Source organism: Streptomyces sp. NPDC102259 (assembly GCF_044766465.1).
GTDB lineage: Bacteria > Actinomycetota > Actinomycetes > Streptomycetales > Streptomycetaceae > Streptomyces.
Map to the genome: position 1 here is coordinate 175,622 of NZ_JBIWMA010000009.1, position 13,128 is coordinate 188,749.

Here is a 13,128-nt window from a genome sequence, read left to right on the forward strand (position 1 = left end):
AGTGGCGTGGTGCACGGTGGACACCAGATGCCGAACCGGCCGAGCTGGAGGGGGTCTCAGCCATGTCCGTGTCCGTAGATCCCACGGCAGAACCAACGTCCGTGGAACCGAGTGGGAACGAGCCGGCGGAAGCATTGCGTCCGCACGCCGAGGACGCCTTCGCCGACGAACTCGCCGCGCTGGCCGCGCAGGACGACCGTCCGCGCCCGGCCCGTTGGAAGCTGTCGCCGTGGGCCGTCGTCACCTATCTCCTCGGCGGTGTCCTTCCGGACGGCACGGTGATCTCGCCGAAGTACGTGGGCCCGCGCCGCATCGTCGAGGTCGCCGTGTCCACCCTCGCCACCGACCGCGCCCTGCTGCTGCTCGGCGTCCCCGGCACCGCCAAGACCTGGGTCTCCGAACACCTGGCGGCGGCGGTCAGCGGTGACTCGACGCTGCTGGTGCAGGGCACCGCGGGCACGCCGGAGGAGGCGATCCGCTACGGCTGGAACTACGCGCAGCTGCTCGCGCACGGGCCGAGCCGGGACGCGCTGGTGCCCAGCCCCGTCATGCGGGCCATGTCGGAGGGGGCAACGGTGCGGGTGGAGGAGCTGACCCGGATCCCGGCCGACGTACAGGACAGCCTCATCACCATCCTGTCGGAGAAGACCCTGCCGATACCGGAGTTGGGGCAGGAGGTGCAGGCAGTCCGCGGGTTCAGCCTCATCGCCACGGCCAACGACCGCGACCGCGGGGTCAACGAGCTGTCCAGCGCCCTGCGCCGCCGCTTCAACACGGTGGTGCTGCCACTGCCCGACAGCGTCGAGGCCGAGGTGGACATCGTCGCCCGGCGCGTCGACCAGATCGGGCGCTCCCTCGACCTGCCGGCCACTCCCGACGGCATCGACGAGATCCGCCGGGTGGTGACGGTCTTCCGTGAACTGCGCGCGGGCGTCACCTCCGACGGCCGTACGAAGGTCAAGTCGCCCAGCGGCACGCTGTCCACCGCCGAGGCCATCTCCGTCGTCACCGGCGGTCTCGCACTGGCCGCGCACTTCGGCGACGGCGTGCTGCGGGCGGGGGACGTGGCCGCGGGCATCCTCGGCGCCGTCGTCCGCGATCCGGCGGCCGACCGGGTCGTCTGGCAGGAGTACCTGGAGGCGGTCGTCCGTGAACGGGCCGGCTGGACGGACTTCTACCGCGCCTGCCGGGAGGTGAGCGCGTGAACGGCAGCGACGCAAGGGACGCAGGCGACGGGAACGAGGAGATCCGGGCGTGGGCCCGCGGAGCGTGGAGGGTGGCTGTGGACGACGACACGAGGTGGCCCCGCAGGCGTGAGGGCAGGGGATGACCGGCCTCACGGAGGGGGCCGGCCAGGACCCGGGGGCGGGGCGGCCGTTGCTGCTCGGGGTGCGTCACCACGGGCCGGGGTCGGCGCGGGCGGTACGGGCGGCGCTGGACGCCGCCCGGCCCCGGACCGTACTGGTCGAGGGGCCGCCCGAGGCCGACACGCTGATCCCGCTCGCCGCCGACGAGGACATGCGGCCGCCGGTCGCGCTGCTCGCCCACGCCGTCGACGAACCCGGCCGTTCGGCCTTCTGGCCGCTGGCCGAGTTCTCCCCGGAGTGGGTCGCCCTCCGCTGGGCCCTGGAGCACGGCGTCCCCGCCCGCTTCATCGACCTCCCGGCCACGCACACACTGGCCTGGCAGAAGCCGGGTCCGGGACCCGAAGGACAGAACGGGAGCGCGGGCGACAGTGGAGGCGAGTCAAGCGAGGGCGAGGGCGAGAGAGGGGGCGCGAGCGGGGAGGACGCGCCCGGGGCCCGGGAGGGGGTGCGGGGGGACCCGCTCGGGCGGCTCGCCGCGGTCGCCGGGTACGACGATCCCGAGCGGTGGTGGGAGGACGTCGTCGAGCACCGGTCGGCGGGGGCGAAGGACCCGTTCGCGCCGTTCGCCGCGATCGAGGAGGCCATGGGGGCGCTGAGGGAGGCGTGCGAAGCCGAGGCCGGGGAGGACGGCGGCGACCGGGACCTCGTGCGGGAGGCGTACATGCGCATCCAAGTACGGTCAGCGCAGAAGGAGTTCGGGTCCGACGGGGTGGCTGTGGTGTGCGGGGCGTGGCATGTGCCCGCGCTGCGCCGGAAGGTCGCCGTCGCCGCCGACCGTGCGCTGCTCAAGGGGCTGCCCAAGGTCAGGACCGACCTGACCTGGGTGCCGTGGACGCACCGCAGGCTGGCCCGGGACGGCGGGTACGGGGCGGGTGTCGACTCGCCGGGCTGGTACGCCCACCTGTTCGCTGCGCCGGACCGGCCGGTCGAGCGCTGGATGACGAAGGTGGCGGTCCTGCTGCGTGCGGAGGACCGGCTCGTGTCCTCGGCGCATGTCATCGAGGCGGTCCGGCTGGCCGAGACGCTCGCCGCGCTGCGCGGCCGGCCGCTGCCCGGGCTGAGCGAGACGACCGACGCCGTGCGCGCGGTGCTGTGCGAGGGCTCGGACGTTCCGTCGGCGCTGGTGCGCGACCGGCTGGTGGTCGGGGACGTCCTGGGCGAGGTGCCGGCCGGTGCGCCCGCGGTGCCGTTGCAGCGCGACCTCGACCGGCTTCAGCGCCGGTTGCGGCTCAAACCCGAGGCGGACGCACGCGAGTTGGCGCTCGACCTGCGCAAGGAGAACGACGCCGAGCGCAGCAGGCTCCTGCACCGGCTGCGGCTGCTGCGTATCGAGTGGGGCGAGCCGGCCGCCTCGCCCGGCAGCACGGGGACGTTCCGGGAGACGTGGCGGCTGCGCTGGGAGCCGGAGCTGTCGGTGCGGACCGCCGAGGCCGGGGTGTGGGGGACGACCGTGCTCGCCGCGGCCACCGCAAAGGCGGAGGCGGACGCCGTGGCCGCGGGGGGCCTCGCCGAGGTGACCGGGCTCGCCGAGCGCTGTCTCCTGGCCGGGTTGGCGGACGCGCTTCCGACGGTGATGCGGGTCCTCGCCGACCGGGCGGCTCTGGACACGGACGTCGGCCATCTCGCCCAGGCCCTGCCCGCGCTGGTCCGTTCGCTCCGCTACGGCGACGTACGCGGCACCGACACCGGTGCGCTGGCGGAGGTGGCCGCGGGCCTCGCCGAACGGGTCTTCGTCGGCCTCCCCCCGGCCTGCGCCTCGCTGAACGCGGAGGCGGCGGACGAGATGCGACGCCATGTGGACGCGGTGCACGCGGCGGTGGGAATGCTGGAGGAGACGGCGACGGCTCCGGAGCGGGCCGGGACGGCGGGGGGGCGCGCCGGGTCGGTGGAGGCGGACGGGGGTGGGGGACCGCCGGGGGCCTTCCCGGCGGGCGCCGGGCGGGATCCCGGGGGTGAACCCCGCCCGGGGCACGGGGGTCTGCGGGAGCGCTGGCGGAGCGTGCTGCGGGTGCTCGCCGGGCGGGACACCGTCCCCGGGGTGATCCGGGGGCGGGCCGTGCGGCTGCTCCTGGACGAGGGGGAGTTGGACCAGGACGAGGCGGCGCGGCTCATGGGGCTCGCCCTGTCACCCGGGACACCGCCGTCGGACGCGGCCGCCTGGATCGAGGGCTTCGTCGGAGGAGGCTCCGGGGGAGGTCTGCTCCTCGTGCACGACGAACGGCTGCTGGGGCTGGTCGACGGATGGCTCACGGCGGTGCCGGCGGACGCGTTCACGGACGTACTGCCCTTGCTGCGACGGACGTTCTCGGCGTACGAGGCGGGGGTGCGCAGGACGCTCGGCGAGCTGGTCCGGCGCGGCCCGGGGACACGGGCCGGCGGGCCGGGCGCGGGTTCCGGGACACCCGGGTTCGCGGCCGGGCTCGACGAGCGACGCGCGGACGCCGTCCTGCCGGTGGTGCGACTGCTGCTGGGGCTGGGACCGGAGCCGGGGCCGGGGCCGGATCTCGGCACGGCCGACGACAACGAGCCTGCGGGGATGGGCACATGACGACAACCGACGCGGCGGCGACCGGCGGGGCGGCGACCGGCGAGGCGACGACCGAGGCGGCGGTGATCGGCGGGGCGGCGACCGAGGCCGGGCAGGAGCGGCTGCGGCGCTGGCGGCTGGTGCTCGGGGGCGACGCGGCGGACGGCACCGGCCACGGGCTCTCCGGGCGGGACGCCCAGATGGACGGGGCGCTCACCGCGCTCTACGGGAAGGAGAGCGGGGCGCGGACGGGGCGGGACCGCTCGGCGGGGCTCGGGGCCTCGGCGCCGTCGGTGGCCCGCTGGCTCGGGGACATCCGCACGTACTTCCCCTCCTCGGTCGTCCAGGTCATGCAACGCGACGCCATCGACCGGCTCGGCCTGTCCGCGCTGCTGCTGGAACCGGAGTTGCTGGAGGCGGTGGAGGCCGACGTGCAGCTCGTCGGCACGCTGCTCTCACTGAACAAGGCGATGCCGGAGACGACGAAGGAGACGGCACGGGCCGTGGTCCGCAAGGTCGTCGAGGACCTGGAGAAGCGGCTGGCCACCCGGACCCGGGCCGCGCTCACCGGCGCCCTCGACCGCGGCACGCGCGTCCACCGCCCGCGCCGTCACGACATCGACTGGAACCGCACGATCGCGGTCAACCTCAAGCATTACCTGCCCGAGTACGGGACGGTCGTGCCGGAGCGGCTCGTCGGGTACGGGCGGGCGTCGCGGTCCGTGAAGAAGGAGGTGATCCTCTGCATCGACCAGTCGGGATCGATGGCGTCGTCGGTGGTGTACGCGTCGGTCTTCGGGGCGGTGCTGGCGTCGATGCGGTCGATCAGCACCCGGCTCGTCGTCTTCGACACGGCGGTCGCCGATCTCACCGACCTGCTCGACGACCCGGTGGACGTCCTGTTCGGCACCCGGCTCGGCGGCGGCACGGACATCAACCGGGCGCTCGCGTACTGCCAGACGCGGATCACCCGGCCCGCCGAGACGGTGGTGGTGCTCATCAGCGACCTGTACGAGGGAGGCATACGGGACGAGATGCTTCGACGCGTCGCGGCGATGAAGGCGTCCGGCGTGCAGTTCGTCGCGCTGCTCGCGCTGTCGGACGAAGGCACGCCCGCCTACGACCGGGAGCACGCGGCGGGGCTCGCGGCGCTGGGCGCACCGGCGTTCGCCTGCACACCAGATCTCTTCCCGGAGGTGATGGCGGCGGCGATCGAGAGGCGCCCGCTGCCCGTGCCGGACACCGCCTGACGCGACGCGGGGCGCACATGCAAGGATCAAGGGCACGTCGTCGCCGCACGGGAGGAATCTCCCCCCTTGACCTGGCCCACCGCACTGCCTGATGCCGCTCTGCGGCTCCTGCGCGTCCTGCGTGGCGCGGCCGGGCGGCGTGTGGTGCAACTGGCGTTCCTGGTCGGCGGGTTGTTCGCGCTCGGGTTTCTCTGCGGGGAACAGGCGCACGCGGCGGAGGGCCTGTCCACGTCGCCCGTCTCGTCCTCGCCGAAGCTGCCGATCACGGCGGACCTCCCCGTACGCCCCGAGCTCCCCGTGCGCCCCGCCCTTCCCGAGCTCCCTCACCTCCCCGAGCTCGCAGACCTTCCCAGGCTCCCCGACGTCTCCGACCTGTCCGGCGTCTCCGACCTGCCCGACCTGCCCGACCTGTCCGACCTCCCGAGTCATCCAGCCCTCCCAGCCCTGCCAGCCCTCTCCGACCTCCCAGCTCTCTCCGACCTCCCCGCTCTCCCCGACCTTCCGGCTCTTCCGTCGGTTCCGGTGCGGACGCTTCCGGTGCCGGTCGTGGAGGTGCCCGCGCAGGGCTCAGCGGCGACCCCGTCGCCGGACGGGCAAGGGCAAGGGCAGGGGCACGGACTCGGTGACCGGAAGGCCGTCGACGCGGTGGCGGTGACGGCGACCGTGACAGCGGCGGACACGGCTACGGGTACGGGTACGGGGACGCACGCGGGCACGGGTACGGGTACGGGTACGGCGTCGTACGGTCCGGTGGGTGCCGGGGCCGGCGGTTCGGTCGACGTCGGTCACCGTGTCGCGCCCGCCCGCGCCGATCGCGCCGGTCACGCTCCTGCTCGCACTCACGTTCCCCCTCACGCTCCCGGGCCGGTGCACCGCGGGCCGGCCGGTGGCAGCGACGGCGTGCTGGGCGGCGGTGCGTCGGTGCTCGACGGCGGCGCGTCCCGGCACGGCGACCTCCATGCCGTCACCCCGTGTCACCGGGTGCCGCTGCGACTGGTGCCGGGCAGTGCCGTGCGCTTCGAGGCAGCCGGCACACGGGACAGGCACCGGAACATCCCGGCCTTCCCCGGTTAGGGGGCAGTCGCCCCTCCCTCGCGCCTTCTCCCCGGCCGACGATCTTCCGGCGTGCGGGGCTGTGCGCGGATCGCGCGACGAATCCAGGTACTACGGCAGCGCGTCACGCGTCTGACCGGTTGACTCCGTGAGGCGGCAGGCCCCCGGACGGCCGAAAGCCTTTCGGTCTGTCCGACCGAAACCTCACGGATGGGGCCGAGTGATCCTCATTGGGGTGAGGATCGAGCGCCCCGTGCCCCAAAGGGGCTGCTCAAGGGGCCTCACCGGGCCAACCCCAACCCGGTGAGGCCCTTCCCGTCTCCTCCCCCGCGCCCTCCCCGCGCCCCTCCTCGTCTCCTCACATCCGGCACGGGGTGTCAGTGATCCCGGCATCATGTGACAGGTATCACCGCTCAGGTGTGACCCTCGATTTAGGGGCCTCCTGCAAGCAGGGATAACCTGCGAGACGGACATGCCGCGCGCTCGGACACCGTGTGCGCCTCCCTTGTGACTGACAGACGGCGGACGTCACGTTGCCCTCGCGGCACGCCCACGCAGACAACGAACCGCGAGATCACTGATAGGGACGGAAGCGCGTGGACCTGTTCGAGTACCAGGCGAGGGACCTCTTCGCCAAGCACGATGTACCGGTGCTGGCCGGTGAAGTCATCGACACGCCTGAGGCGGCCCGCGCAGCCACCGAGCGTCTCGGTGGCAAGTCCGTCGTCAAGGCCCAGGTGAAGGTCGGCGGCCGTGGCAAGGCCGGCGGCGTGAAGCTCGCCGCCTCCGCCGACGAGGCCGTGGAGCACGCGACCAACATCCTCGGCATGGACATCAAGGGCCACACGGTCCACAAGGTGATGATCGCCGAGACGGCCCCGGAGATCCTGGAGGAGTACTACGTCTCCTTCCTCCTCGACCGTGCCAACCGCACCTTCCTCTCCATCGCGTCCGTCGAGGGCGGCATGGAGATCGAGGAGGTGGCGGAGACCCGCCCGGAGGCCGTCGCCAAGACGCCGATCGACGCCAACGAGGGTGTGACTCCCGAGAAGGCCCGTGAGATCGTCGAGGCCGCGAACTTCCCGGCCGAGGTCGCCGACAAGGTCGCCAACGTCCTCGTGACGCTGTGGAAGACCTTCATCGAGGAGGACGCTCTCCTCGTCGAGGTCAACCCGCTGGCGAAGGTCGCCTCCGGCGACGTCATCGCCCTCGACGGCAAGGTCTCCCTGGACGAGAACGCCGAGTTCCGTCAGCCGGGACACGCGGAGTTCGTCGACCACGCGTCGGCCAACCCGCTCGAGGCCGCCGCGAAGGCGAAGAACCTCAACTACGTCAAGCTCGACGGCGAGGTCGGCATCATCGGCAACGGCGCGGGTCTCGTCATGAGCACCCTGGACGTCGTCGCGTACGCCGGTGAGACGCACGGTGGGGTCAAGCCCGCCAACTTCCTCGACATCGGTGGTGGCGCCTCCGCCGCCGTCATGGCGAACGGCCTGGAGATCATCCTCGGCGACCCGGACGTCAAGTCCGTCTTCGTCAACGTCTTCGGTGGCATCACCGCCTGTGACGAGGTCGCCAACGGCATCGTCCAGGCGCTCCAGCTGCTCAAGGACAAGGGCGAGGCGGTCACCAAGCCGCTGGTCGTCCGCCTCGACGGCAACAACGCCGAGCTGGGTCGCAAGATCCTCTCCGACGCCAACCACCCGCTGGTCCAGCGCGTGGACACCATGGACGGCGCGGCCGACAAGGCCGCCGAGCTCGCGGCTGCGAAGTAAGGGAAGAGGGACAGAACAGCCATGGCTATCTTCCTGAACAAGGACAGCAAGGTCATCGTCCAGGGCATGACCGGTGCCACGGGCATGAAGCACACCAAGCTCATGCTGGCGGACGGCACCAACATCGTCGGTGGCGTGAACCCCCGTAAGGCGGGCACGTCCGTCGACTTCGACGGCACCGAGATCCCGGTCTTCGGCACGGTCGCCGAGGCGATCGAGAAGACGGGCGCCAACGTGTCCGTCCTCTTCGTGCCGCCGGCCTTCGCGAAGGCCGCCGTCGTCGAGGCGATCGACGCGGAGATTCCGCTGGCCGTCGTCATCACCGAGGGCATCGCCGTCCACGACTCGGCCGCGTTCTACGCGTACGCCGTGTCGCAGGGCAACAAGACCCGGATCATCGGCCCGAACTGCCCCGGTCTCATCACCCCGGGCCAGTCGAACGCCGGCATCATCCCGGGCGACATCACGAAGCCGGGCCGCATCGGTCTGGTCTCGAAGTCCGGCACGCTGACCTACCAGATGATGTACGAGCTGCGTGACATCGGCTTCTCGTCCGCCGTCGGCATCGGTGGCGACCCGATCATCGGTACGACGCACATCGACGCGCTCGCCGCGTTCGAGGCCGACCCCGACACCGACCTGATCGTCATGATCGGTGAGATCGGCGGCGACGCCGAGGAGCGGGCCGCGGCCTTCATCAAGGACAACGTGAAGAAGCCGGTCGTCGGCTACGTCGCGGGCTTCACCGCGCCCGAGGGCAAGACCATGGGCCACGCCGGCGCCATCGTCTCCGGCTCCTCCGGCACCGCCCAGGCGAAGCAGGAGGCCCTCGAGGCCGCCGGCGTCAAGGTCGGCAAGACGCCGACCGAGACGGCGAAGCTGGCCCGCGAGATCCTCGCGGCCGGCTGAGTTCAGCCGCGTACCGGTGGGCCCGTTCCCCTTGTGGGGGCGGGCCCACCGGCGTTTCCCCGCCCGCGGGGGGCCGGGTCGGGCCGGCCTTGGCCGGGTTGGGTCGGGCCCGGCCGGACCAAGTCATTCGGCCAGGGGGATCAGCCGTTGCGGGCCGTGCAGGATCCCGGACCTCAGCTTCGCTCGCAGGTTCAGTTCCGCGTCCGAGAGCGTGCCGGGGGCCGACCGCGGGGGGATGCCCTGCACCGTCTCGCCGGGGGGTACCGGGGGCTCGTACCGGGTGGGGGCCGTACGTACGGTCAGCGCGGTCGCGCCGATGATCGCGACCGTGAACGCGATCGCCGCCCTGGTCCAGAAGCGGGCCCGCCGTTCGCTGCCCGCCCGCACGGTGGTCGGCTTGGCCGCGCGCAGCCGTTCGGCGGACGCCAGTTCCGCGAGCCGCCGGTGCAGTGCGGTGGGGTCCGCCAGTTCGGGCAACCGCGCGGCGACCGCCTCGCGGGCGTTCAGCAGCCGGTTCGCCGCCGCGGGAGTGCTCGCCTCCGTCTCCGCCGCCGTCTCCGGAAGGTCGAGGCCGACGCCGTCGTAGAGGAGGAGCGTGCGACGGTAGGGCGCGGGGAGGGTGAGCAGGACGTCCAGCAGCGCGCGGTCGGAGGCGTCGGCCGGGGGCGGCTCCGGGTGGCGGTAACGGGGGCGGAACCTGTGCCAGGGGGAGAGCGCGTACTCGTACGCCGCCGCCCGCACCCAGCCCGCCGGGTCGCGGTCCACCGCCACCTCGGGCCAGCGCCGCCAAGCCAGTTGGAACGCCTGCTCGACCGATTCGCGCGCGAGTTCGCGGCGACCGGAGAGCAGGTACGTCTGTCGTACGAGGGCGGGGGCGCAGAAGGCGTACAGGGCGTCGAAGGCCTGAGCGGGCGTCAGGGGCGTCAGGGGGGTGGGTTCCGTCTCGGAGGCGGGAACGGGGCCGTGGGCCGCGACCGCGACCGGGCCGGGGGTGGAGGCGGGCGCGGGGGTGGCCGGGGTGCGGGTGGTCGGGGTGCGGGTGGTCGAGGCGATCGGGGCCGAGGTGATGGGGGCCGAGGTGATGGGGGTCGGGGTGGGCGGGGTCGGGGTGGGCGCCGATACCGCTCGGCGGGGGTTCGGCTTCTTGGTCAGGCACACCGTCACCTGGGGTGGGGGCGCCGCCTCCTGGGTGTTCGTCACCATGTCCGCCTTGGTCAGCGATGCCAGCAGTTTCGCGTACGCCTCCCGCCTGCGCCCGCGCGGTGTCGTGCGGCCGGACTCCCATGCGTGCACCGTCTCCCCGGTGACGCCCATCCGCTCGGCGACCTGAGCCTGCGTCAGCGAGGCCGCCTCGCGCAGGTGTCGGCGCCGCTTGGGAGGGGGGAGCGGGGCAGGGCTCTGTGTCACAGGGGAACCCTTCGCACGAAAATGTACATAAACGTATATTGGGCGACACAACGGAACTTCGCCTGTTACGACGGGAAAGCGCGTGTCGTTGGGAGCATGACGGGCGTGACCCAGATGACCGCTCGCCGACTGTCGTTGTCGCCCCTGCTCAGCCGGATGCGTGACCGTTCCTCCGGGCTGGCCGCCGCCCTCCTGGGCGGTGCGCTCGCGGCCGGGCTGGGGCTCGGCTCGTTCGCCGTGCTCGTGATGGTGCTGTGGATCAGCTCGCCGTATCCCGACAGCGGGCCGGACGGCGCGCTGCATGTCGCCGCCGCGCTGTGGCTGCTGGCCCACGGCGCGGAACTGGTGCGCGTCGACACGCTGTCCGGGGTCCCGGCGCCGGTCGGCGTCACCCCGCTGCTGCTGCTCGCGCTGCCGGTGTGGCTGGTGCGGCGCGCCGCACGGGACGCGGCGGACGGGAGCGGCGGTGACGACGGGGGCGCGACGCTCGTCGGCGCCCGCACGGCGTGGGCGGGCGTCGTGCTCGGCTACCTCGTCGTCGGGGCGGGCGCCGCCTGCTACGCCGCGACCGGCGGCGCGCTGCGGCCCTCGTGGGTGTGGACGGGGGTGTGCGTCCCGGTGGTCGCGGCGCTGGCCGCCGGGGAGGGGGTGTGGTCGGCTCACGGCCGTCCCCGCGGGCCTGTCGACAGCGCGCTGCGGGTACTGCCCCGCGGTCTGCGGCAACTGCTCCTCGAGGCGGACGGGCGGGAGCGGCTCGGGGTCGCCGGGCGGGCGGCGGGGGCCGGGGCGGCGGTGCTCTTCGGGGGCGGGGCGGCGCTGGTGGCGGTGTCCTCGGTATGGCATCTGGGCGCGGCCCGTGAGGCGTTTCTCCAGCTGACGGAGGGCTGGTCGGGGCGGTTCGCGGTGCTGTTGCTGTGCGTGGCGCTGGTTCCGAACGCGGCGGTGTGGGGGGCGGCGTACGCCCTCGGGCCGGGATACGTCCTCGGCGCCGGGCATGTGGTCGCGCCGTTGTCCTCCGACCCGGCGCCCTTGCTGCCGCCGTTTCCGCTGCTGGCGGCGGTGCCGGAGGCGGGGGGCGGGACGCCGTGGAACTGGGCGGCGGGGGTGGTGCCGGTGGCCGCCGCGGTGACGCTGGGGGTGTTCGTGGCTCGGGCGGCCGGGGCCGGGGCCGGGGGCGCTTGGTCGCGCGGGCGGACCGCGGGGGGCGTGGTGCTGGCGGGGGTGTTGTGCGGGCTGCTGATGGGAGGGCTCGCGGGGTCGGCCGGTGGGCCGTTGGGGGTTTCCGCGTTGGCTCGGTTCGGGCCGGTGTGGTGGCAGGTGGGGGGTGCGGTGGCGTTGTGGACCGTGGGGGTCGGGCTGCCGGTGGCTCTGCTCGGGCGGGCGTGGCTGTGCAGGGGGTCGCGGACGGCGAAGGAGGGTGTCGCCGCCGCTTCGGGGGTGGAGTCCGAGCTGTATGACTTCTCGCCCGTGGGGCGTGGCGGGGCTGTGGCGCATGTGGAGACGGGCCTGCCCGGGTTGGGCGTGCGGTCCGTACCGGGCATTGCGCCCGAGCCTGTCGAGCTGGTGGGTCCCTTCGAACCCCTGGGTCCCTTCGAGCCCGTGGACCCCTTCGAGCCCGTGGACCCCTTCGAGCCCGTGGACTCCTTCCACCCCGCGGACCCCTTCGAACCCCTGGACCCCTTCGCCCCCCTGGGTCCCATCACCCCCCTGGGCGTGGTCGACCCTCCGGACCCCAGGGACCCGGAGGGTTGCGTGGAGCCGGTGTGGCATGGGGATGTGGCTCGGGAGGTTCGGTGGGCGGCGTTGCGGGAGGCGGGGGAGGGTGAGGGGGCCGATGGGGCCGCTGGGGCGGAGGGGGAGTGAGGGGGGCGGGGTGGGGCGGTGACCGTCGAGGGGGTTTCGCCCCCGCCGCCCCTACCCTTCCCGTCCCTGGGGGCTGCGCCCCCAGCCCCCCTTCGGCCTGAACGGCCTCGTCCTCAAACGCAGGACGGGCTGAACATGGTTACGCGTTGGCGCCCAGGATGTTCTTCAGTTCCTTGGGGAGCAGGTCGTCGCAGGACTGCTTGGCCTCGTTGGTGAGGGCGTCGTTCGTGCAGGTGTAGTAGTCGCTGTAGACCAGCTGCGCGGTGAAGCTCGCGGCGACCAGGGCCAGGGCCAGGGATGCGGTGACCAGGCCGCTGACGGCGGCGGTCTTCTGGGGGCGGCCGGTGGTCTCCGGGGCGGGCGGGGCGTCGGGGTCGGGGGTGCGGGGCTTGGCGCGCAGGGCGCTGATTCCCCAGTTCAGGGCCAGCGCGCCGAGCAGCAGGGCCACGTACGGCCAGCCGAAGAGCGCGAAGAAGAAGGCCCACATACCGCAGAGCAGGGCGTAGCGCGCGTGGCGCTGGGCGGGGTCGGTCGGGTCCCAGCGCTTGGCGGGGTCGGTGCCGGGGCCGCCGCCCTCGGGAGGGCCGCCGGGGCGCTCGCCGAAGCCGCCGGGGGAGCGGCCGGGCTGCTGGTCGCTCCATTGGCCGCCCCACGGGGTGCGTCCGCCCTCGGGGGCGTCGCCGGCCGGGCGTCGGGGCTGCCAGGGCCGGTCCGGGGTGCCCTCGGGGGGCGGGGCGAAGGGGTTGTCGTCCTCGGGGGGCTTGTTGTCGCCCGTGTTGTCGCCCGAGGGGGCGTCGGGGGGAGAGGCTGGGCGCTCTCGCAGCAGCACGGCGCCGCGCTCCCCTCCCTGCCGTGACTGCGGGGGGAGCGTGAGGAGTCGCAGACTGCGGTCCGGCATCAAGTGGGCGTCTTCCCCTAGTGATCGGCCAGTGATCGGCCAGTGATCGGCTTTGGCTGGTATCAAACGGTTCGGGCTG

Annotated in this window: 9 protein-coding genes; 7 read left to right on the plus strand and 2 right to left on the minus strand. The window is 73.5% G+C overall.

Annotation, left to right across the window (positions count from 1 at the left end):
* The first annotated feature begins 62 nt into the window (after positions 1–62).
* The 6 genes from ACIRPU_RS22290 (at position 63) to sucD (ending at position 8,881) form a co-directional block, all read left to right on the plus strand.
* Positions 63–1,205 (plus strand): AAA family ATPase, encoded by a 1,143-nt coding sequence (locus tag ACIRPU_RS22290; protein WP_403869837.1) that lies wholly within the window; start codon positions 63–65, stop codon positions 1,203–1,205.
* 121 nt (positions 1,206–1,326) lie between these two features.
* Positions 1,327–3,915 (plus strand): DUF5682 family protein, encoded by a 2,589-nt coding sequence (locus ACIRPU_RS22295; protein WP_403869840.1) that lies wholly within the window; start codon positions 1,327–1,329, stop codon positions 3,913–3,915.
* Positions 3,912–5,144 (plus strand): VWA domain-containing protein, encoded by a 1,233-nt coding sequence (locus ACIRPU_RS22300; protein ID WP_403869843.1) that lies wholly within the window; start codon positions 3,912–3,914, stop codon positions 5,142–5,144. Before ACIRPU_RS22295 ends, ACIRPU_RS22300 begins: the two co-directional genes overlap by 4 nt.
* A gap of 66 nt (positions 5,145–5,210) precedes the next feature.
* On the plus strand, positions 5,211–6,218 hold the full coding sequence (locus tag ACIRPU_RS22305; RefSeq protein ID WP_403869846.1) for a hypothetical protein: 1,008 nt from the start codon (positions 5,211–5,213) through the stop codon (positions 6,216–6,218).
* A 575-nt stretch (positions 6,219–6,793) separates the two neighbouring features.
* Positions 6,794–7,972: an ADP-forming succinate--CoA ligase subunit beta gene (gene sucC, locus ACIRPU_RS22310; protein WP_403869849.1), complete on the plus strand. Its 1,179-nt coding sequence runs from the start codon at positions 6,794–6,796 to the stop codon at positions 7,970–7,972.
* Between the two features lie 21 nt (positions 7,973–7,993).
* Positions 7,994–8,881, plus strand: coding sequence for a succinate--CoA ligase subunit alpha (sucD, locus tag ACIRPU_RS22315; protein WP_307164996.1), 888 nt, complete (start codon positions 7,994–7,996; stop codon positions 8,879–8,881).
* A 123-nt stretch (positions 8,882–9,004) separates the two neighbouring features.
* Here the strand turns inward: sucD and ACIRPU_RS22320 are convergent, their stop codons facing one another.
* Positions 9,005–10,288 (minus strand): helix-turn-helix domain-containing protein, encoded by a 1,284-nt coding sequence (locus ACIRPU_RS22320; RefSeq protein WP_403869852.1) that lies wholly within the window; start codon positions 10,286–10,288, stop codon positions 9,005–9,007.
* 96 nt (positions 10,289–10,384) lie between these two features.
* On the opposite strand from ACIRPU_RS22320, the gene ACIRPU_RS22325 reads away from it, so the two are divergent.
* Positions 10,385–12,151 carry a DUF6350 family protein gene (locus ACIRPU_RS22325; protein ID WP_403869855.1) on the plus strand — a complete coding sequence of 589 codons (1,767 nt, stop codon included), beginning with the start codon at positions 10,385–10,387 and terminating at the stop codon, positions 12,149–12,151.
* Between the two features lie 139 nt (positions 12,152–12,290).
* Here the strand turns inward: ACIRPU_RS22325 and ACIRPU_RS22330 are convergent, their stop codons facing one another.
* Entirely contained in the window at positions 12,291–13,049 is a 759-nt protein-coding gene (locus ACIRPU_RS22330) for a hypothetical protein (RefSeq protein WP_355705359.1), read from the minus strand.
* Between the last annotated feature and the right edge of the window lie 79 nt (positions 13,050–13,128).

What these genes read in the sequence shown, in the direction of transcription:
- ACIRPU_RS22290 (WP_403869837.1), top strand. Translation starts at nt 63, where the DNA reads ATGTCCGTGTCCGTAGATCCCACGGCAGAACCAACGTCCGTGGAACCG.
- ACIRPU_RS22295 (WP_403869840.1), top strand. Translation starts at nt 1,327, where the DNA reads ATGACCGGCCTCACGGAGGGGGCCGGCCAGGACCCGGGGGCGGGGCGG.
- ACIRPU_RS22300 (WP_403869843.1), top strand. Translation starts at nt 3,912, where the DNA reads ATGACGACAACCGACGCGGCGGCGACCGGCGGGGCGGCGACCGGCGAG.
- sucD (WP_307164996.1), top strand. Translation starts at nt 7,994, where the DNA reads ATGGCTATCTTCCTGAACAAGGACAGCAAGGTCATCGTCCAGGGCATG.
- ACIRPU_RS22325 (WP_403869855.1), top strand. Translation starts at nt 10,385, where the DNA reads ATGACGGGCGTGACCCAGATGACCGCTCGCCGACTGTCGTTGTCGCCC.
- ACIRPU_RS22330 (WP_355705359.1), bottom strand. Translation starts at nt 13,049, where the DNA reads ATGCCGGACCGCAGTCTGCGACTCCTCACGCTCCCCCCGCAGTCACGG.